The organism is Novosphingobium sp. (assembly GCF_041915465.1).
Lineage (GTDB): Bacteria > Pseudomonadota > Alphaproteobacteria > Sphingomonadales > Sphingomonadaceae > Novosphingobium.
The window spans coordinates 1-19858 of the sequence record NZ_JAYSBK010000055.1 but is presented as its reverse complement, the minus strand read 5'-3'; the positions used below and the strand labels follow the sequence as shown (position 1 = coordinate 19858).

The following is a 19858-nucleotide window of genomic DNA, read 5'->3' as shown; positions in this document are numbered from 1 at the left end:
GCAAGCATCGCCGCGCGGAGCTGCTGCTCCAGGAGTTCGATTTGGGCTACCGGGGTCATGACGCCTTCCTCATCCGAGCGCCCTCTTTGCCTGAAACTGCTATGTCCGCAATGTTGTCGTATCCGGACAGGCCGCTTTCAGACGAAACCATCGAATCCCGCCGACTGCTCCTTAAAACCCGGCCCCGTCCGGCCAGGTTGGCGCGGCGAGGCCCATTACCTTGAACAGCAGGCCCATCTGGCCTTCGCCGATCAGCCGGTCCCTGGCGGCGTGGATCGCGGCGGTGTGCTGCGGGGCAACGGTGGCAAGCGCTTCGGCGCGGGTCTCGATGCCGAGATTGCGCAGCCAGCGCCCTTGCGGGACCGTGCCGAGCCATTTCACCCCGCGCGACTGGGCGATCGGGGCGAGGGTGGCGAAGTCCACGTGGGCGGTAAGGTCGGCCTCGCCCGGCCCGACGAAGGGATCGACCTTGAGGTGGGCGCGCACGGCCTGGAGGGTCGATCCGTCGCGGATCTCGTCGTGGCCATAGTCGATGAACAGCGCGGCGCCGCCCTGGTCTCTCAGCCGTCCGGCCACTTCGTAAACGGTCGCCGCGGCCCCCGGGCAAGTCTCGATGATCGTGCCGATCGGGGCATTGCGCCGCGCTTCGGGCACGGCGGCGTCCATCGGCTGGCCGCCGGCGATGCAGGCAAAACGCTCGCCTTCCGGGATCACCATGCGTTCGCGCCAGCCGTCCTCGGTCTTGACCAGTTGCCGCACCGGCAGAGCATCGAGAAATTCGTTGGCGACGATCAGCACGGGGCCATAGGCCGGGATCGTCGACAGGTCATGATGCCACTGCGCGCCGGGGATGGCGGCGAGCTGGATGTCCTTGAGCGCGGTCGAGGTTTCGACGAAGTGCACCGAGGGTTCCAGCCCATAGCGCTTGGCAACGCGCAGCGCGTCCGCCGCGAGGGTGCCCCGGCCCGGGCCAAGCTCGATATAATGCACCGGCTCTTCCCGCCCGGCGCGGATCCAGAAGTCGGCCAGCCACAGCCCGATCAGTTCGCCGAACATCTGGCTGATTTCGGGCGCGGTAACGAAGTCTCCGGCGCTGCCCAGCGGATCCTTCGACGAATAGTAGCGAGCGTTCGATTCGCCCATGTAGTGCATCAGGCTGATCGGCCCGGTGTTGCCGATCAGCCGCCGGAAGATCGCCGCCAATGGCTCCTTGGGCGCTTCGGCTTGGTTCTGATTGGCGGGCGCTTCGCTCATTGCGGGGTTGGCGTGGCCGCGCCCAGCGCCGGACGCAGCAGCGCGCGGGCCATGAAGACCAGGCCGATCAGCATCAGCGGCACGGTCAGCCACTGGCCCATCGACAGGCCGGTGCGCATGGCGAATTCCTGCAGCTGCGCATCGGGCTCGCGGTAGAATTCGACGACGAATCGGGCAATCGCGATCCCCAGCGTGAAGGTGCCGACCAGCAGGCCGGGGCGCCAGCGCGCGCGGCTCTTCCAGAATAGCAGCAGCATCACGATCACCATCGCCAGCCCTTCGAGGCCCGCCTCGTAAAGCTGGCTGGGATGGCGCGCGAGCGGCCCCGCGTTCGGAAAGACCATCGCCCAGGGCACGCCTTCACCCGCGACGCGGCCCCACAGCTCGCCATTGACGAAGTTGGCGAGGCGCCCGAACATCATCCCGAAGGGCACGCAGACCGCGATGTAATCGGCCACGCGCAGGAAATTCAGCCCGCCGCGCCACGAAACCCAGGCGATCGCCAGCACCACGCCGATCAGGCCGCCGTGGAAGCTCATCCCCCCGTTCCACAACTGCAGCAGTTCCGTGGGATGGGCCCAAAGGCTCGGCAAATCGGAATTGCCGCCGGTATAGAAGGTGGCATAGCCCAGCCGTCCGCCCAGGATGATGCCCAGCGTGCAATAGAAGAACAGGTCGTCGGCATGGCGCTGCGCCATCGGCGCGCCGGGGGCCTTCAGCATCCGGGAAAGGTGCCAGTAGCCCAGCAGAATCCCGGCAAGATAGGCCAGGCTGTACCAGCGCAGCTGGAATTCGCCGAGCGGCGTATTGAAGGCGAACAGGTAGTTCTTCAGCCCCAGGTCGATCCAGTGGATCGGCTCCTGTCCGGCAGCAGCCGACGCAAGGTGGAAGAGCCCGGGAAGATCGAGCGCTGCAAGGTCGAGTGATAGTGACAGCAAGGAGCTTACCTCTTAAACGAACCGGACCAGACGGTTCCGGTGCGCGCAAGCACCGGCGCGGGCCTTCTGGCACAGAGCAAGCCGGGTGACAAACCCGGTTATACCGGCGCGGGGAAGGGGCCGCCGCCTACAACCGTTGGGATGAAGGAATTCACATGCCGAGCGAACTCGACACTGCCATGATCAACGCCGTTGCGGCCCTTTCCGCACCGGGCGGCCCGTTGGAAACCGTGCCGTTCGATGCCGGCGGCTGGACCGTGCCGATGATCAAGGGCGCGCCGCCCTCGCTGGCGCACTATATCGAACAATATTGCGCCCAGCATGGCGATACCGAATTCCTGGTCGACGGCGATTTTCGCATGACCTTTGCCGAAGTCGGCAAGGCCGCACGCCACGTGGCCGGCGCGCTGGTTGCGGGCTGCGGCGTCGCAAAGGGCGACCGGGTAGGGATCGCGGCGCGCAATTCGAATAACTGGATCATTGCCTATCTCGGCGTGCTGATGGCGGGCGGCTGCGCCACGCTGCTCAATGGCTGGTGGACCGGCGAGGAAATGGTTGCCGGGATCGAACTGGCTGGATGCAAGCTGGTGCTGGCCGACAAGCAGCGCGCCGCGCGGATGGACGGGCTGACGCATAACGCCGAATTCGTGCTGTTCGAGCATGATTGCGGCTATGAGCAGGGCCTTTCCGCCGTTCTTTCGCGTGGGGGCGGCATGGATACGCCGCTGCCGGAACTGACTGGCGATGACCTGGCGACCCTGCTATATACCTCGGGCTCCACGGGCCAGGCCAAGGGCGCGGTCAGCAACCACCGAGCGGTGGTGCAGGGCACTTTCAGCTATATCGCCCAGACCCTGACGATCCTCACCATCATGGCCGGGCGCGGCGAGGCGCCGACCATGCAGCCGTGCAGCCTGGTCAACGTGCCGCTGTTCCATGTGACGGGCGAAGTGCCGCTGTTCCTTCAGTCGATCGCGATCGGACGCAAGCTGGTCTTGATGTCCAAGTGGGACGCGGAAGAAGCGATGCGCCTGATCGAGAAGGAGAAGGTCACCTATTTCGTTGGCGTCCCGCTGATGAGCTTCGAAATCGCGACCCATCCCAATCGTGACAAGTACGACCTTACCAGTTGCACCGCCTTTGCCGGTGGCGGCGCGCCGCGTCCGGTCGAACATGTGCGGCGGATCAAGGAAGCGCTGCCCCACGCCTTCCCGCTGCTGGGCTATGGCCTCACCGAAACCAACGGCGTGGGGGCGGGCAACCTCAACGAGAACTATCTGGCCAAGCCCGGTTCGACGGGTACGGCAACCAAGCCGCTGATGGAAATCGCCGCGCTCGACGATAACGGCAAGGTGCTCGGCCCCGGCGAGATGGGCGAGATTTCGCTGCGCTCGGTCTGCAATTTCACCGGATACTGGCAGAACGAGGAGGCGACCCGCCAGGCAATCATGCCCGATGGCTGGTTCCGCTCGGGCGATCTCGGCTATCTCGACGCGGACGGCTATGTCTTCATCGTCGACCGCAAGAAGGACATCATCATCCGCGGCGGCGAGAACATCAGCTGCATCGAGGTGGAGCAGGCGATCTATGCCCACCCCGACGTGGCCGAGGCCAGCGTGTTCGGCGTGCCGGACGAGCGCTTTGGCGAGCTGCCCGTGGCGGTGTATCTGCCCGAGGACGGCGCCGACCTGCCCGAAGACAAGCTGCGCGAATTCCTGCAGGCCCATATCGCGCCATTCAAGGTGCCGGTGAAGATGTGGGAAGTCAGTGAGGCGCTGCCGCGGCTCGGTACCGAAAAGGTTGACAAGCGCGCACTCAAGGCCCGTTACCTGCCTGTCTGGGAAAGCGAGCAGGCTGCGAGCAAGTGAACCATAACCGGATTGCCAACCAGCGCGCGATTGTCGACCGGCGAGTGCTGGCCGACGATATCGCGCAGCTTGTCAGCGAGCGCGGCGCGGCGGCGGCCCGGCCGGCCGTGGTCGAACGGCTGCGCGGCGCGCTGGCGCAGGGGCGCTCGGAAATCGCGGCGCGCCTGGCGCAAAAACCCTCGGCCGGGCACGACTGCGCCGAGGCCCAGGCGTTCCTGATCGACCAGCTGGTGCGCGTGATCCACGATCACGTGGTTGGTGATATTTACCGGGCCAGCAACCGCTCTTCGGGCGAACGGCTCACGATCATGGCGGTGGGCGGCTATGGGCGCGGCGAAATGGCGCCGCATTCGGATGTCGACATCGCCTTCATCACCCCGATCAAGCAAACCCCGTGGTGCGAGCAGGTGATCGAGGCGATCCTCTATTTCCTGTGGGATCTGGGGCTGAAGGTCGGCCATTCCAGCCGCTCGCTTGACGATACCGTGCGGATGGGGCGCGCCGACTTGACGATCCGCACCGCGATGCTCGAAGGGCGCTATGTGTGGGGCGATCAGGCCCTGTTCGATGAAGCGCAGGCCCGCTTCTGGGCCGAAGTCGTGGCGGGGACGGAGCGCCAGTTCGTCGCCGAAAAGCTGGCCGAGCGCAACGAGCGGCACAAGCGGCTGGGCGACAGCCGCTATGTCGTCGAACCCAACGTGAAAGAGGGCAAGGGCGGGCTGCGCGACCTTCACACGCTCTACTGGATCGGCAAGTACATCCACCATGTGCGCGATGTGTCGGAACTGGTCGATGTCGGCCTGCTGACACCGACCGAATACCGCGCCTTTCGCCGCGCGGAAAACTTCTTCTGGGCGGTGCGCTGCCACCTCCATACGATCACCCGCCGGGCCGAAGACCGGCTGACCTTCGACCTGCAGCGCGAAGTCGCCACCCGGATGCAGTTCGCAGATCGTCCGGGCAAGAGCGCGGTTGAGCGCTTCATGCAGTACTTCTTCCTGCAGGCGAAGCGGGTCGGGCATCTCACCGGCCTGTTCCTGGCCCAGCTTGACGATCAGTTCGCCAAGAAGCAACCGCGCGGGTTGCTCGCGGGGTTCCGGGCGCGGCGGCGGATGCTGCGGGGCTATGTCGTGTTCGGCGGGCGGATAAACGTGCCGGGCGATAACTGGTTTGCCGAAGACCCGGCCCGGTTGCTCGAAATCTTCGCACTGGCCGACCAGAACGGGCTCGAAGTTCACCCCGAGGCGATGCGCCTTGCGGTACGCGATGCGCGGCTGGTCGATACAGTGCGCAGCGATCCGCGTGCCAATGCCCTGTTCCTCGATCTGCTGACCAGCCGGAATGATCCCGAAACCGTGCTGCGCTGGCTCAACGAAGCGGGCGTGTTCGGCCGCTTCATCCCTGATTTCGGCCGCGTGAACGCGCAGATGCAGTTCGACATGTACCACCACTATACGGTGGACGAGCACACGATCCGCGCGATCGGGCTGATGGCGAAGATCGAAAAGGGCGAAATGCAGGCGGATCACCCGCTGGCCACGACGATGATTCACAAGGTCGCGAACCGCCGCGCGCTCTATGTCTCGATCCTGATGCACGACATCGCCAAGGGGCGGCGCGGCGACCATTCGGAACTGGGCGCTGAAGTGGCGCTGAAGCTGGGGCCGCGCCTGGGCCTGAGCCCGGAAGAGACCGCGCTGGTCTCCTGGCTCGTGCGCCAACATCTCTTGATGAGCGCCACCGCCTTCAAGCGCGATCTCGCCGATTTCAAGACGATCAGCGATTTTGTCGAACAGGTGCAGTCGGTCGAGCGGCTGCGGCTGCTTTCGCTCCTCACCATCGTCGATATCCGCGCGGTCGGGCCGGGAGTGTGGAACGGCTGGAAGCGCCAGCTGATTCACGAACTCTACGACGCGGCCGAAGAACGCCTGCGGCTGGGCCACGTTCAGCATGGCCGCGCAGAGCGTATCGCGGCTAAGCGGGCCAAGGTATCCGAACGGCTTGGCGGGCAGGCGAAGCTGGTCGAAAAGCTCGGCAAGCTGATGAGCGATGCCTACTGGATCGCCGAGCCCGAAGACATCGTGGCGATGAACCTTACCCAGCTCGATGCGGCCAAGGGGCAGGCGCTCGACGTTCATACCGAGTATTACGCGGCGCGCGGCGCAACGCTGGTCACGGTGATCGCGGCGGACCATCCGGGGCTATTCTACCGGATCGCTGGCGGGATTCACCTCGCTGGCGGCAACATCATCGACGCGCGCATCCACACCGCGAAGAACGGCATGGCGGTCGATAACTTCCTGGTGCAGGACCCGCTCGGCCGGCCGTTCTCGGAAGACAGCCAGCTCGCCCGGATCAAGACCATGATCGCGGATGCCCTGGCCAACAAGATCAAGCTGGTGCCGCAACTCGCCGCCCGCCCGCTCGCCCGCCCGCGCGCCGATGCCTTCGAAGTGCGCCCGGTGGTGCTGTTCGACAACGACGCCTCGAACCGCTTCACCGTGGTCGAAGTCAACGCGCGCGACCGCCCGGCGCTGCTCAACCGGCTGGCGCGGGCGCTGTTCGAATCCAAGCTGATGGTCCATTCCGCCCACATCGCCACCTATGGCGAACGCGCGGCCGACACGTTCTATGTGACCGACCTGCTCGGCGAAAAGCTCGATTCCGCTGCGCGCCTCAAGAGCGTGGAGAAGAAGCTGCTCGAGGCGGCTGGGGAAGAGACCGTCGAGGTTGCGACGGCGTAGTTTCCGGGCGGGAAGGCCGGATGGCCTTCCCGCACCAGTAAAAACAATTACCCGATCAGCGCTTCGGCGATCTGCACCGCGTTGAGCGCTGCGCCCTTGCGCAGATTGTCGCCCACCACGAACAAGGCAAGGCCGTTGTCCACCGTGCGGTCAACGCGCACGCGGCCGACGAAGACCGGGTCCTTGCCGGTCGCGTCGAGCGGGTTCGGCACGGCGGTGACGACCACGCCGGGCGCGCTGCCCAGCAGTTCGAGCGCGCGTTCGGGGTTGATCGGGCGGTCGAATTCGGCGTTGATCGACAGGGCGTGGCCGGTGAACACCGGCACGCGCACGCAAGTGCCCGAAACCGGCAGGCCGGCGATGCCCAGGATCTTGCGGCTTTCATCGCGCAGCTTGAGCTCTTCCTCGGTGTAGTCGTCTTCGCCCAGCACGTAGTTGAGCGGCACCACGTTGTGCGCGATCGGCACGGCCCACTTTTCGGCCTTGGGCAGCAGGTCTTCGTGGCCGCCTTCGGCCAGCTCGCGCGCGCGGTTGCCGACATGGTCGATCTGGCGGGCCAGCACGTCGATCCCTTCAAGGCCGCCGCCCGAGACCGCCTGGTAGGTCGAGACGATCAGGCGCTTGAGCCCGGCTTCGTCGTGGAGCGGCTTGAGCACCGGCATCGCGGCCATGGTGGTGCAGTTGGGATTGGCGACGATGCCCTTGGGCAGGTTCGCCATGGCATCCGCGTTCACTTCGGCGACGACCAGCGGCACGTCCGGGTCCGAGCGCCAGGCCGAGGAGTTGTCGATCACGATCGCGCCGGCGGCGGCAACCTTGGGGGCCAGCGCCTTGGAGGTCGAACCGCCCGCGCTGAACAGCACCACGTCAAGCCCTGCGAAATCGGCGGTTTCGGCGCCCTCGATGGTGACACCGTCGACCACCTTGCCGGCCGAGCGGGCCGAGGCGAACAGGCGCAGCTGCCCAATCGGAAAGTTCCGTTCCTTGAGGATTGCCAGCATGGTCGAACCGACCACGCCGGTTGCGCCGACGATCCCGACGTTAAGCTGCTGCCCGGGGGCGAAACGATGCACCATCACTACTACTCCATGTTGTTGCGGAGCCGCGCGAGGTGTTTCTTTCCCGTTTGGAAGAAGCCCCGCGAACTCGCGCGGGGCTGGTTGTCCGGGTGCCTCAGGCCAAGCACACCGCCACAACCGTCCCGCACAAGGCGGCCGGTTTGGTGGTAATAATCTTGGTTGCAACTGCGAACATGGCGCGGGCCACTACCCGCGCCGCCGCGCAATGTAAACCGCCTTTCGTCGGCCCCGCGTGAAATTTTACTACTTGGGGACGGCGGCGGCGAACTGATCGTATGCTTCTACGGCCTGCGCCGCATACATCAGGCTGGGGCCAGCGCCCATGTAGAGCGCCATGCCCATGGTCTCCATGATCTCATCGCGGGTCGCACCTTGCTGGACGGCGGCCTTGGCATGAAAGGCCACGCAGCCATCGCAGCGGATCGCGACCGAAATCGCCAGCGCGATCAGTTCCTTGGTGCGCGTGTCGAGCGCACCGCCAGCCGTTGCGGCCTGGGCCATCGCCGAAAAGGCCTTGGTCACTTCGGGCGCGCCCAGGCGCACTTCCTTGATCGCGGCCGACAGCTCGGCTGCCATGGCGGGCCAATCCTTGTGCATGGTCGTCTCCGGAAATCAGATCAGGTCGTCGCTGCTTCAATCTTGCGCGCGATCACATAGGAAACCGGAAGCGCGAGGAAAAAGCCGATCGCCGCGGCAACCGCGATGGGCTTCCAGCCGGGCATGGCCATCGCGAGCACGGCCGTAATGCCAATGCCCATCAGCACCGTTGCGACTACTGCATGAAGGATCCACATCAGTCTGGTCATTGCTTAAGCCCCGAAACGAAAGGAATATAAGCACTGACTAATTTAAAATGTCGCCATGTCCTTGATCCGGGTCAAGGCCCTCCCCAATTCATTGCGGAAATTGCCGTTTCGAGGAGAAGTCGTGATGTCCGCCCTGACCGATCCCGCGCTGGTCGCCTGTCCGCATTGCGCCGCACCCAACCGGGTGCCCGTGGCGCGGCTGGGCACCCATCCCAACTGCGGGCGCTGCAAGCAGCCGCTGTTCACCGGGGCGCCGCTGGCGGTCGATGCGGCGGGCTTTGCGGCGCAAGTCGGCAAGGGCAGCCTGCCGGTACTGGTCGATTTCTGGGCCGAATGGTGCGGGCCGTGCAAGGCGATGGCCCCGGCCTATGCCGCTGCCGCGCGCGAACTGGAGCCGCGCTTCCGCCTGCTCAAGGTCGATACCGAGGCCGTGCCGGAACTGGCCCAGCGTTACCAGATCCGCTCGATCCCGACGCTGATCCTGTTTGCGGGCGGGCGCGAAGTGGCGCGCCATTCGGGCGCGATCCCGGCGCAGGACATCGTGCGCTGGGCGCGCGCGAACGCCTAGGCCGCGGCCGAACGCAGCCGGGCCAGCGCCTCATCGCGGCCGATAAAGCCAAGCAGAGCGGCCATGTCCGGCCCGTGTTCCATGCCGGTCAGCGCAAGGCGCAGCGGCAGGAACAGCGCCTTGCCCTTGCGGCCGGTGCTTTCCTTGAGTGCGCCGGTCAGCGCCTGCCAGTCCGCCGCGCCGCCAGCCAGCGCTTCGGCGGCGGCGGCAAGGTAGACCTTGTCCTCGCCTTCCAACGCGGGCGCGGCAATCGGACCGGTGACCACCTGCCACCATTCAGCCGCCTCCCCGATGTGCGACAGGTTGGGGCGGATCGCGGCCCATGCGCCTGCATCCATGCCTTCGGGCAGCAGGTGCGCGACGCGGGCGAAGGGCAAGCGGTGGACGATCCCGGCGTTGACGCGGTGCAGTTCCGCCTCGTCGAAGCGGGCGGGCGCGCGGCCAAAGTGGGCGAGGGTAAAGCTTGCCGCCAGTTCCTCGACGCCAAGCGCCGGGTCAACCGGATCGGAGGTGCCGAGCCGCGCCAGCAGCGCGATCAGCGCCTCGGGTTCGATCCCTTCCTCGCGCAGCGCGGCAACGCCGAGCGAGCCGAGCCGCTTCGACAGTTTGCCCTCGGTCCCGGTCAGCAGCGCCTCGTGCGCAAAGCGCGGCGGCTCAGCCCCCAGCGCGCGGAACATCTGCACCTGCGTTGCCGTGTTCGAAACGTGGTCCTCGCCGCGCAGCACGTCGGTGATGCCCATCGCCACGTCGTCGATCACCGAGGGCAGCAGATAGAGCCACGACCCATCTGCGCGGCGCACCACGGGGTCGCTCATCTTGGCGGGGTCGAAGTGCTGGGCACCGCGAATCCCGTCGTTCCATTCGATCGGTGCTTCGCGGTCCAGCAGGAAGCGCCAGTGCGGCTGTTCGCCCGCAGCGGCCTTGGCTGCGTGGTCGGCATCCGTCAGCGCCAGCGCCGCGCGGTCGTAAATCGGCGGCAGCCCGCGTCCGAGCAGCACCTTGCGCTTGAGCTCCAGTTCCTGCGCCGTCTCGTAGCAGCGATATACCCGCCCTGCGGTGACCAGCTTTTGGAACTCCGCTTCATAAAGGTCGAAACGGGCCGACTGGCGCTCCTCGCCGTCCCAATGGAGGCCCAGCCATTCAAGGTCGGCCTTGATGCTGGCGACGTGTTCTTCGCGGCTGCGTTCCAGGTCGGTATCGTCGATCCGCAACAGGAACCGCCCGCTCGCCTGTTTGGCGAGCAGCCAGTTGTGCAGCGCCGTGCGGATGTTGCCGACATGAAGCGAACCCGTCGGCGACGGGGCGAAACGGGTGGTGACGGTCATGGTCATGCCGATCGGAAAGCGTGACTGATCGGATAGCGCCGGTCGCGCCCGAAGTTGCGGGTGCCGAGCTTGACCCCAGGCGGGGCCTGGCGGCGCTTGTATTCGGCCAGGTGCAGCAGCCGCTCGATCCGCACGACGACATCGTGATCGAACCCTTCGGCGACCAGTTGCGGCACGCTCTTTTCGTGTTCGACCAGCCCCAGCAGGATCGCATCGAGCACGGGGTAGGGCGGCAGCGAATCCTCGTCCTTCTGGTCGGGCCGGAGTTCGGCGGAGGGCGGACGGGTGATGATCCCCTCGGGCATCACCGGGCCATCCGGGCCAAGCCCGATCTTGGGCTTGTGGGCGTTGCGCCAGCGCGAGATCGCGAAGACGGTCATCTTGTAGGCGTCTTTCAGCGGGTTATAGCCGCCCGCCATGTCGCCATAGATCGTGGCATAGCCTACGCTCATTTCGCTCTTGTTGCCGGTGGTCAGCAGCATCGGTCCGAACTTGTTCGACAGCGCCATCAGCGTCACGCCGCGGATGCGGCTTTGCAGGTTCTCCTCGGTCAGATCGACCTGGGTATCGGCAAAGCTGCCGGCCAGCATTTCGTCGAAGCCGGTGACGGCGGGCTGGATCGGGATCGTGTCATAGCGGCAGCCGATCATCTTGGCGCAGCCAGTGGCGAGGTCGAGGCTTTCCTGGCTGGTGAAGCGGCTGGGCAGCATGACGCACCACACCCGCTCCGGCCCAAGCGCATCGGCGGCGATCGCGGCGCAGATCGCGCTGTCGATCCCGCCCGACAGGCCCAGCACCACGCCGGGGAAGCGGTTGCGGTTCACATAGTCGCGCAGCGCCAGCACCATCGCGCAATAGATATCCTCAGGATGGTCGGCGAGGGGTGCCACCTCACCCCGGTCGCAGCGCCAGCCTTGCGCGGTGCGGGTCCAGCGGGTGAGCACTTCCTGCTCTTCCCAGTCGGCCATCTGCACGGCCAGACTGCCATCGCCGTTGATCACGAAGCTGGCCCCGTCGAACACCAGTTCGTCCTGCCCGCCCACGCGGTTGAGGTAGGCCAGCGGCAAGCCGGTATCGACCGCGCGGCGCTTGGCCACGCCGTCGATCCGCAGCGTGTCCTTGTCGATCTCGTAGGGGCTGCCGTTGATGCAGATCAGCATTTCCGCGCCGAAATCGGCAAGGTGGCGGCACACGTCCGGGTGCCAGATATCCTCGCAGATCGGCAGGCCGATCATCACGCCCTTGAACACGATCGGTTCGGGCAGCGGGCCGGGCTCGAACAGGCGGACCTCGTCGAAGGTGCCGTAATTGGGCAGCTCGTGCTTGAAGCGCACGGCGGCGATCTTGCCCCCGTCGAGCAGGGCGACCCCGTTGTGGAGGTTGCCATCGCGCACGAAGACGCTGCCGACCAGCATTGCGGGGCCACCGTCGAGGGTCGTCACCGCCATGTCGGCCAATGCGCTCGCCGCGCGCTCGATCAGTGCGGGCTTCAGCACGAGGTCTTCGGGCGGATAACCGATGAGCTGCATTTCGGGGAACACAATCAGGTCCGCTCCCGCAGCGCGGGCGCGTTCGCGCGCGGCGAGCATGGCTGTGGCATTGCCGGCAATATCGCCGACCGACTGGTTGAGCTGGGCAAGCGTAATGGAGAGCGTATCGACCATGACACTTCCCTAAGGCGTGGAAGCGGGTTAGCCAATGGCGAGAATAAGGCTGGGAGAGACAATGACTGACGCCGAACTGGAAACCGCTTTTGCTGCCTCGGGCCTTGCCGGCGCAGTGACCATGCTGTTCGATGCCGACGGCAAGCGTTATTCGCGCAGCTTTGGCGAGACCACCCCGAGCGGCGGCGCGATGCGGGAGGATACGATCTTCCAGATCGCCTCGATGACCAAGGCGCTGGTTTCGGTCGGCGCGATGCAACTGGTCGAACAGGGGCGACTCAGCCTTGATGCGCCGATCGGCGATGTGGTGCACGAACTGGCCGACCCGCAGGTGCTCACCGGCTTCGATGCGGACGGCAAGCCTGTTACACGCCCCGCAGCGAACCCGATAACCTTGCGCCACCTGCTGACCCACACTTCGGGCTTTGGCTATTCGTTCATCCACCCCGAAATCCTGCAGTACTACGCGGCGACCTCGATGCCGGCAGCGGGAACGCTCGATACGATCCGGATGCCGTTGATGTTCGATCCGGGCACGCGCTGGGAATATTCCGTCTCAACCGATTGGGTTGGCCGCGCCGTGGAAGAAGCGACGGGCTCGCGCCTTGGCGAATACCTGACCGAACACGTCTTTGCCCCGCTGGGCATGAACCAGACCGCGTTCCGCGACGCCTTGCCCGAAGACGCGGCCAAGGTTCACGTGCGCGGTCCCGATGGATCGCTGATGCAGATCCCGGTGTTCCTGGGCGGGGGCGAGTTCGACATGGGCGGCGGCGGCCTCACTTCGACAGCGCCGGACTATGGCCGTTTCCTGCGCATGATGCTGCGCGGGGGCGAGCTGGACGGCGCGCGGATTCTGAGGCCGGAAACCGTGGCGGAGATGGGCCGCAACCAGATTGGTGAGCTGCGCGCGGGCTACATGGGAACGGCCATGCCCGAAATGGCCCAGCCGTTCGACACCTTCCCCGATCAGCATACCGGTTGGGGCCTGGGCTTCCTGATCAACCCCGAACCCGGCCCCAACGGCCGCGCGCCGGGTAGTCTCGCCTGGGCGGGGATCTTCAATTCCTATTACTGGATCGATCCCGCCAGCGGCGTTGCCGGCGTCTTCATGAGCCAGCTTTCACCCTTCGGCGATGCACAGGCGCTCGATATGTACGGTGCGCTCGAACGGATGGCCTATGCCTGATCCGCGACCAATTGGCCGGGGATTGCGGCAGGACGGGAGCGCGGGACGATTGTCTGCTCAGGCCACTTGGCCTAGGAACCGAGCCTAGATGAGCGAACGCCTGACCCGAGACAAACCTGTCGCCCTCAACGCCGCACTGGGCCAGCGCCCGCGTCGCGGCAAGCGCTGGATTGGGCTTGGCGGGATCGTGGCCGGGCTTGCCGCCTATGCTGCCATTCCCGGCCAGCCGGGCAGCGATGCGGCCAGCAAGCTGCTGGGCGGTGGGGTGGAAAAAGCCCATGCCGCCCTCGCGCCCTTCCATGCCGATTGCAGCGCAGATCCGGCGCCGCTGCAGCGCGAAATCACGCGGATCGCGCACGAGTTCAATGGCAAGGTCGGCATCGCGGTGACCAAGGCCGGGTGCAGCTGGTTGGTGGGCGAGCGCGCCGAGCAGTTCTTCCCGCAGCAGAGCGTTTCGAAGCTGTGGGTCAGCCTCGCGGTGCTCGATGCGGTCGATCAGGGCCGTCTGTCGATCGACCAGCCGGTCACGATCAGGCCCGCGGACCTGACCGTGTTCAACCAGCCGCTGCGCGGTGAGGTGCTTGAGCAGGGCTTTGTCACCAAGCCGATTGCCGGCCTGATGAAAAACGCGCTCTCGTTGTCGGACAATACCGCAAACGATCGACTGCTGTGGACCGTCGGCGGGCCCGATGTGGTGCGCGCAACGCTCAAGGAAAAGCAACTTGGCGGGATCCGCTTTGGTCCGGGCGAACGACTGCTGCAAAGCGCGATTGCCGGCCTCAAGTGGTCGCCGGAATATTCCATCGGGCGCAATTTCGAGCAGGCGCGGGCGCGGCTGCCGATGGAGCTGCGCGAAGCGGCGCTGGCGCATTACATGGTCGATCCGATGGACGGTGCCACGCCCCAGGGGATCGCCCATGCGCTGGCCCAGCTTGCCGCCGGTCAATTGCTGTCGCCGTCTTCGACCCGCGTGTTCATGGACATCCTCTCGCGCACCCACAGCGGGCCGATGCGGCTGAAGGCCGGCGTTGCGCGAGGGTGGAAGGTCTATCACAAGACCGGTACCGGCCAGGAACTGCACGGCCTGGCGACCGGCTACAACGACGTTGCCATCCTCGAAGCGCCCGATGGCTCGTTCTACGCCGTTGCGGTGATGATCGGCGAAACGCACGAACCAATCCCGGTGCGCATGAAGATGATGCAAAGCGTCTCGGCCGCGATCGGGCGGATCTTTGGCTGATCCGAGCAGGCGATTGCCCGCTCAGGCTACCTGGCGCTGCCCGCCCAGGATGTTCGCGTAATCCTGGTAGAGCCGCGCGAAGTGATCGCGCATGGTCAGCGCCTCGCTACGCGGCGGGCGGACCGGATCGGCAATCTGGCGATCGATTGCAGCGGCCAGCGACAGCGGATTGTTCGCCTGATAGGTCAGCCCGGCGCCATCCCGGGCATGGTCGGCTGCGCCGCCGCGATCGGGTACGATCACCGGAACGCCCGAGGCGCGCGCCTCGGCCGCGCCCAGGCAAAAGGTTTCCGCCTCGCAGCCGTGGACCAGCGCGTCGGCGCTGGCGAGGATCGCCGCAAAGCGCGGGCGATTGCGTTCGGGCGCAAGCAGGCGGATGTGCGGATTGCCGGCGATCTGGCGCAGGATTCTTGTCCGCTGTCTGCCCGCGCCGAGCAGGACCATGCCGATCGGATGGCGCTGGCTTGCGGCAGTGACCGCGTCGATTACCATCGGCCAGCGCTTTTCCGCCGACAGCCGGCCGACGCCGATCAGCAGGTGCGCGTCTTCGGGCAGGCCGCAAAGTTCCAGCAGCCGCGCGCGCAGCGCCGGATCGCGGTGGTCGGGCGAGAAGACGCCGGCCTCGATACCCAGCGGATGCAGCGCGCAGTTGGGCACACCGCCAGCGGTCAGCCGTTCGCGCAGTTCGCGGTTGGCGCAGACGACCCGGTCATAGCTTTGACCAAGCGTGCGCAGGTGCGACCAGAACGGCTCGAAGCCCCGGTCGATCACGTCGCGCGGGAACAAGGGTTCGAACCAGCGATAGGCATAGGCCGAAAGCGGATCGGCGTGCATGATCAGCGCACGCGGCACGTGGGCATGTCCGGGCCCTTGCCAGCGGGCCACCATCGAAGCGCTGCGCCATGGCGATGAAACCTCGACGAAATCGGGCCGGGCGCGGTCGAGTTCGCGGTGGAGGGCTTCCTCGTTGGCGAAATACCAGTACTTGCGGTCAACCAGCAGGCGAGGCGAGGCAATCGTTACGACCCGCGCATTGGGGCCATAGACGATGGTTTCCGAACGGTCCGCCGGGGCGATCACGGTCAGGTCGTGGCCCAGCTCGGGGGTGATCCGCAGCTTCTGTTCGATATAGGTCTTCACGCCGCCGCCGTGCGGCGAAAGGAACGCGCAGACGTCGGTAATCCGCATTATCGCCGGGCCTCCCCGACGAGCCCGGTCAGGGCGAAGATCGCGCCGACGGCGGCGTGGGCCAGCAGGACCAGCCCGGCCATCATCGTCAGCATTTCCGCGATGCGGGTTTCTTGCCCGAGCAGGTAGACCGCCAGTCCGGCGAAGACGACGTCCTTGTTGGGCACCAGCGGCAGGCGCGAGACCAGCATGCGCAGCGTCGCCAGCACCAGCCAAAGCGCGATTGCGACATCGGGCAGGACCCAGTGCCACATCAGCGCCGAAAGCAGGACCAGCGCGGCGATCCGGAACATGTGGACCAGCGAGATGAACCACAATTCTGACTTGGGCAGCGTGAACAGCCGCTGCCGGAACAGCAGCATGGCGAACGAGGTCACCAGCACGACGCCCAGCGACATGAATACCGAATGCATTTGCAGGCCGATCCCGCCCGATGAAACCAGCGGCCAGGCGGCGACCAGCATCACGGTGGTGGCGATATTGCCCGTCAGCGCCGACAGGATTGTGACGTCCTTGATCGCGCCGAACGGGGCAGTCGGCATGTCGAGCTTGCTGCGCGCCCAGGCATAGAACTGTGCCTCGCCAAGATAGCCCAGCAGCAGTTCGTTGCTGACCAGCTTGCGGATCAGAGCCCCGACGCCGGAAAACGGCAGCTGCCACAACTTGCGATAGATGATCCATTCGCTGAGCGGCATCGCAAGGTACCAGGTTGCAAAAGTCAGCCAGAATTCGGCACTGTGAGGCACCATCGCCAGGATCGAGGCGAAGTTCATGTGGCGGAACTGATCGACCACCATGGCGAGCAGGGCAAGGCTGACAAGCGTGCTGAAGGCAGCCGCAAGGCGCCGGCGCTCCGGCTGATCGGCGGGAATGGGAATGATGGTGGCTCCAGGAAGGATGTCTGCGCCGGATTGGCTGTCTTGGAGCATCGCAGTCCGTTCTTCTTCTAACTTGTTCAAACAATGACGCCGCGAGCCGTTGGGTTCCGCAGCTGCGTGGCATGAAAATTTTTCAGGCTTGTGTCAGCCGCTCGTCAGTTCCTGATAGGAGCCGGCCCGGCGCCGCGCCGCGAAACTGCCCAAGGTCAGCGTGATGCTGTCCATCAGGGCCGGAACCGCGGTGTCGCCCGGATGGGTTGCCACCCGTACCACCTGCTGCCGATGCAGAAACGCGCGCGCGATGCGGGCAACTGCCAGTGAACTCAGCTGGCGTGGCCGGCTGCGGCTGGCCCAGGTAATCACCGGGCCGCGCGCCAAGATCTTGCCACTGGCCGGTTCCCACACACGCATGTGGTCTTCCGCCAGGCCAAATCCGCTCTCGCCCAGTGCCTCCTGCGCGCCGGGTCCGTAAAGCCAGGCCGGCGCGATGAAGCCCGCCACCGGCTTGCCGGTAATGTCCTCGATCAGCGCCTTGCCTTCGGCCATGCGGCGCGCGGCCTCGTTCTTTTCGAGGCCCAGGAATTCCCCTTCACCGGCAGTCATGTGCTTGGCCTTGATGCCCGCAAGACCCTTGTGAAAGGCGAAATCACGGTGGAACCAGCCGTGGACGAACATCTCGATCCCGGCGCTGGCCCAGTCGCGCAGGCGACTCTGGAAGGTCGGGGCCTCGCGCAGCGCCGCGCCGCCCCAATGGTCGGGCACGACCAGCATGGCAAAGCGCGGTGCGCCAAGCAGGCGTGAGTAGAGTTCGGCAAGGATATCGACCTCGCGCTCGAAACGCGGCGATACATCGTGAATCGACGCCAGCAGCACGGGGCTGCCGGGCAGGGACGATGGTTGGGACGACAAGGTTTGCGTCACGCGACTGGATCCGTTTTTGCGACCCGCTGGTCCGTCCGGCGAAGCACAAGGCCCCGCCGGAGCGCTCCGGCGGGGCCTCTATTGGCTCGGTTAGATGAACCTGCGCTTACGCTTCGCCGTCCGCGCCTTCTTCCGGCGTGTTCAGGTAGTCGCCCGCATCGGCATCGAGACCGTGGGTTTCACCTTCGACCATGGCGAGCGGATCGTCGCCGATCGCGGCTTCCGGGCCCTGGGCGAGCTCGGCGGCGTGTTCCTCGGCCGCGGTTGCGGGAGCGATCAGGTGCTCCTGCAGCTTGCGGTAGGAAGCGCGCAGCGCGGCATCGCGGCTGCTGGCCGCCACGCGCAGGCGGTTCATGCCCGCACCGGTACCGGCGGGGATCAGGCGGCCGACGATGACGTTTTCCTTCAGCCCGATCAGCGAGTCCTTCTTGCCCTCGACCGCCGCCTGCGTGAGCACGCGGGTGGTTTCCTGGAACGACGCGGCCGAGATGAACGAACGCGTCTGCAGGCTGGCCTTGGTAATGCCGAGCAGCACCGGCTTGCCTTCGGCGGGCATCTGCCCTTCGGCCAGCTTGGCGTTGAACTCGTTCATTTCCTCGAGATCGACCTGTTCGCCGGGCAGCAGGGTGGTGTCCCCGCCATTGGTGATTTCAACCTTCTGCAGCATCTGGCGAACGATCACCTCGATGTGCTTGTCGTTGATCTTCACGCCCTGCAAGCGGTAGACTTCCTGGATTTCCGAGCAGAGATACTCGGCCAGCGCCTCGACGCCCAGCACTTCAAGAATGTCGTGCGGGTTCGGCGAGCCCGAGATCAGGTTGTCACCCTTCTTGACCCAGTCGCCTTCCTGAACGTCGATCACCTTCGACTTGGGGATCAGGTATTCAACCGGATCGCCTTCCTCGGGGATGATCGCGATCTTGCGCTTGGCCTTGTAGTCGCGCACGAACTCGATCCGGCCGCTGATCTTGGCGATGACCGCATTGTCCTTGGGAATGCGGGCTTCGAACAGTTCGGCAACGCGCGGCAGACCACCGGTGATGTCGCGGGTCTTGGCGGCTTCGCGGCTGGCGCGGGCCAGCACGTCACCGGCTTCGACCGCCTGACCGTCTTCGACCGACAGGGTCGTGCCCGGCGCCAGCATGTAGCGCGCCGCTTCGCCCGAAGCGTCGTCGAGCAGGGTCATGCGCGGACGCAGGTCTTCCTTCTTCGAACGCGAGGTCGAACGGTTTTCGGTGACGACGCGGCTGGTCATGCCGGTTGCATCGTCGGTCACTTCGGTCAGCGTCTTGCCGTCGACCAAGTCCTGGTACTTCACGATACCGGGCTTTTCGGTGATCACCGGCAGGGTGAACGGGTCCCACTCGGCCAGGCGATCGCCTTCATTGATGATCGCGCCGTCTTCGTGGAGCAGGTGGGTACCGTAAGGCACGCGGTGGATCGCGCGTTCGCGGCCCTCGCTGTCGAGCACCACGATCTCGCCGTTGCGGGCAAGGCTCAGGCGGCGACCACGCTTGTCGACGATGGTCGGGATGTCGCGGTAGTTCACCGTGCCGTCGCAGATCGATTCGAGGTGCGACTGTTCGTTGACCTGCGCGGCCCCGCCGATGTGGAAGGTACGCATGGTCAGCTGGGTGCCCGGTTCACCGATCGACTGGGCGGCGATCACGCCGACAGCTTCACCGATGTTGACCGGGGTACCGCGCGCCAGGTCACGGCCATAGCACGTGCCGCAAACGCCCTGCTGCGCTTCGCAGATCAGCGGCGAGCGGATGCGCGCGGCCTGGATGCCGGTCGCTTCGATCGCAGCCACGGCCGCTTCGTCGAGCAGGTCGCCCTTGGCCGCCACGACATTGCCGTCCTTGTCGACGATGTCCTCGGCGAGCGTGCGGCCCAGGATGCGTTCGGCCAGCGAAGCGATGGTCGAACCGCCCTGCACGATCGAGCGCATTTCCAGCGCGCGTTCGGTGCCGCAATCGTCGATCACGACCACGCAGTCCTGCGACACGTCGACCAGTCGGCGGGTCAGGTAACCCGAGTTCGCGGTCTTGAGCGCGGTGTCCGCCAGACCCTTGCGGGCGCCGTGGGTCGAGTTGAAGTATTCAAGAACGGTCAGACCTTCCTTGAAGTTCGAGATGATCGGCGTCTCGATGATTTCACCCGACGGCTTGGCCATGAGGCCGCGCATGCCGGCGA

16 protein-coding genes and 1 pseudogene are annotated in these 19858 nt (G+C 65.8%); 6 read left to right on the top strand and 11 right to left on the bottom strand.

What is annotated here, in order from left to right; all coding sequences use genetic code 11:
- Positions 1–171: 171 nt before the first annotated feature.
- Together ACE3SN_RS10655 and lgt are read right to left on the bottom strand one after the other, a co-directional pair.
- Complete coding sequence (locus ACE3SN_RS10655) at positions 172–1254, bottom strand: class I SAM-dependent methyltransferase (RefSeq protein ID WP_374529860.1); 1083 nt, start codon at positions 1252–1254, stop codon at positions 172–174.
- Positions 1251–2189, bottom strand: a complete 939-nt coding sequence (lgt, locus tag ACE3SN_RS10650) for a prolipoprotein diacylglyceryl transferase (protein WP_374529864.1) — start codon at positions 2187–2189, stop codon at positions 1251–1253. Before lgt ends, ACE3SN_RS10655 begins: the two co-directional genes overlap by 4 nt.
- Before the next feature lie 158 nt (positions 2190–2347).
- Between lgt and ACE3SN_RS10645 the strand changes: the two genes are divergently transcribed.
- Both ACE3SN_RS10645 and ACE3SN_RS10640 read left to right on the top strand, forming a co-directional pair.
- Positions 2348–4060, top strand: coding sequence for a class I adenylate-forming enzyme family protein (locus ACE3SN_RS10645; RefSeq protein WP_374529859.1), 1713 nt, complete (start codon positions 2348–2350; stop codon positions 4058–4060).
- A complete protein-coding gene (locus ACE3SN_RS10640) occupies positions 4057–6804 on the top strand; it encodes a [protein-PII] uridylyltransferase (RefSeq protein WP_374529858.1) in 2748 nt (915 codons plus the stop codon). Before ACE3SN_RS10645 ends, ACE3SN_RS10640 begins: the two co-directional genes overlap by 4 nt.
- 47 nt (positions 6805–6851) lie before the next feature.
- Here the strand turns inward: ACE3SN_RS10640 and ACE3SN_RS10635 are convergent, their stop codons facing one another.
- The 3 genes from ACE3SN_RS10635 to ACE3SN_RS10625 form a co-directional block, all read right to left on the bottom strand.
- Positions 6852–7880 carry an aspartate-semialdehyde dehydrogenase gene (locus ACE3SN_RS10635; RefSeq protein ID WP_374529863.1) on the bottom strand — a complete coding sequence of 343 codons (1029 nt, stop codon included), beginning with the start codon at positions 7878–7880 and terminating at the stop codon, positions 6852–6854.
- A gap of 246 nt (positions 7881–8126) precedes the next feature.
- Entirely contained in the window at positions 8127–8480 is a 354-nt protein-coding gene (locus tag ACE3SN_RS10630) for a carboxymuconolactone decarboxylase family protein (RefSeq protein ID WP_374529857.1), read from the bottom strand.
- Between the two features lie 20 nt (positions 8481–8500).
- Complete coding sequence (locus ACE3SN_RS10625) at positions 8501–8689, bottom strand: hypothetical protein (RefSeq protein WP_374529856.1); 189 nt, start codon at positions 8687–8689, stop codon at positions 8501–8503.
- A 124-nt stretch (positions 8690–8813) separates the two neighbouring features.
- Here ACE3SN_RS10625 and trxC point away from each other — a divergent pair, with 124 nt between their 5' ends.
- Positions 8814–9257 carry a thioredoxin TrxC gene (trxC, locus tag ACE3SN_RS10620; RefSeq protein ID WP_374529855.1) on the top strand — a complete coding sequence of 148 codons (444 nt, stop codon included), beginning with the start codon at positions 8814–8816 and terminating at the stop codon, positions 9255–9257.
- On the opposite strand, the gene gltX is transcribed toward trxC, so the two are convergent.
- Both gltX and ACE3SN_RS10610 read right to left on the bottom strand, forming a co-directional pair.
- Positions 9254–10582, bottom strand: a complete 1329-nt coding sequence (gene gltX / locus ACE3SN_RS10615) for a glutamate--tRNA ligase (protein ID WP_374529862.1) — start codon at positions 10580–10582, stop codon at positions 9254–9256. The two genes, trxC and gltX, sit on opposite strands and share 4 nt — an antisense overlap.
- Positions 10583–10584: 2 nt before the next feature.
- Positions 10585–12246 (bottom strand): NAD+ synthase, encoded by a 1662-nt coding sequence (locus tag ACE3SN_RS10610; RefSeq protein ID WP_374529854.1) that lies wholly within the window; start codon positions 12244–12246, stop codon positions 10585–10587.
- 61 nt (positions 12247–12307) lie between these two features.
- Here ACE3SN_RS10610 and ACE3SN_RS10605 point away from each other — a divergent pair, with 61 nt between their 5' ends.
- The gene (locus ACE3SN_RS10605; RefSeq protein WP_374529853.1) at positions 12308–13435 is read left to right on the top strand and encodes a serine hydrolase domain-containing protein; all 1128 of its coding nucleotides are present in this window, start codon (positions 12308–12310) and stop codon (positions 13433–13435) included.
- 88 nt (positions 13436–13523) lie between these two features.
- Entirely contained in the window at positions 13524–14675 is a 1152-nt protein-coding gene (locus ACE3SN_RS10600) for a serine hydrolase (protein WP_374529852.1), read from the top strand.
- Positions 14676–14696: 21 nt separating this feature from the next.
- Here ACE3SN_RS10600 and ACE3SN_RS10595 read toward each other — a convergent pair whose 3' ends face one another.
- Both ACE3SN_RS10595 and ACE3SN_RS10590 read right to left on the bottom strand, forming a co-directional pair.
- A complete protein-coding gene (locus ACE3SN_RS10595) occupies positions 14697–15863 on the bottom strand; it encodes a glycosyltransferase (RefSeq protein ID WP_374529850.1) in 1167 nt (388 codons plus the stop codon).
- On the bottom strand, positions 15863–16636 hold the full coding sequence (locus ACE3SN_RS10590; RefSeq protein ID WP_374529848.1) for a hypothetical protein: 774 nt from the start codon (positions 16634–16636) through the stop codon (positions 15863–15865). Before ACE3SN_RS10590 ends, ACE3SN_RS10595 begins: the two co-directional genes overlap by 1 nt.
- Between ACE3SN_RS10590 and ACE3SN_RS10585 the strand changes: the two genes are divergently transcribed.
- Positions 16637–16813, top strand: a complete 177-nt coding sequence (locus ACE3SN_RS10585) for a hypothetical protein (RefSeq protein ID WP_374529846.1) — start codon at positions 16637–16639, stop codon at positions 16811–16813.
- A gap of 72 nt (positions 16814–16885) precedes the next feature.
- Here the strand turns inward: ACE3SN_RS10585 and ACE3SN_RS10580 are convergent, their stop codons facing one another.
- The gene (locus ACE3SN_RS10580; protein ID WP_374529861.1) at positions 16886–17611 is read right to left on the bottom strand and encodes a DUF2334 domain-containing protein; all 726 of its coding nucleotides are present in this window, start codon (positions 17609–17611) and stop codon (positions 16886–16888) included.
- Between the two features lie 157 nt (positions 17612–17768).
- Positions 17769–19858 (bottom strand): annotated as a pseudogene (locus ACE3SN_RS10575) (DNA-directed RNA polymerase subunit beta'); the annotation flags it as partial.

Coding starts and splice junctions, on each gene's coding strand:
- ACE3SN_RS10625 (WP_374529856.1), bottom strand. CDS start 8,689: ATGACCAGACTGATGTGGATCCTTCATGCAGTAGTCGCAACGGTGCTG.
- gltX (WP_374529862.1), bottom strand. CDS start 10,582: ATGACCGTCACCACCCGTTTCGCCCCGTCGCCGACGGGTTCGCTTCAT.
- ACE3SN_RS10605 (WP_374529853.1), top strand. CDS start 12,308: ATGACTGACGCCGAACTGGAAACCGCTTTTGCTGCCTCGGGCCTTGCC.
- trxC (WP_374529855.1), top strand. CDS start 8,814: ATGTCCGCCCTGACCGATCCCGCGCTGGTCGCCTGTCCGCATTGCGCC.
- ACE3SN_RS10610 (WP_374529854.1), bottom strand. CDS start 12,246: ATGGTCGATACGCTCTCCATTACGCTTGCCCAGCTCAACCAGTCGGTC.
- ACE3SN_RS10635 (WP_374529863.1), bottom strand. CDS start 7,880: ATGGTGCATCGTTTCGCCCCCGGGCAGCAGCTTAACGTCGGGATCGTC.
- ACE3SN_RS10630 (WP_374529857.1), bottom strand. CDS start 8,480: ATGCACAAGGATTGGCCCGCCATGGCAGCCGAGCTGTCGGCCGCGATC.
- ACE3SN_RS10645 (WP_374529859.1), top strand. CDS start 2,348: ATGCCGAGCGAACTCGACACTGCCATGATCAACGCCGTTGCGGCCCTT.
- ACE3SN_RS10590 (WP_374529848.1), bottom strand. CDS start 16,636: ATGAACTTCGCCTCGATCCTGGCGATGGTGCCTCACAGTGCCGAATTC.
- ACE3SN_RS10595 (WP_374529850.1), bottom strand. CDS start 15,863: ATGCGGATTACCGACGTCTGCGCGTTCCTTTCGCCGCACGGCGGCGGC.
- ACE3SN_RS10600 (WP_374529852.1), top strand. CDS start 13,524: ATGAGCGAACGCCTGACCCGAGACAAACCTGTCGCCCTCAACGCCGCA.
- ACE3SN_RS10655 (WP_374529860.1), bottom strand. CDS start 1,254: ATGAGCGAAGCGCCCGCCAATCAGAACCAAGCCGAAGCGCCCAAGGAG.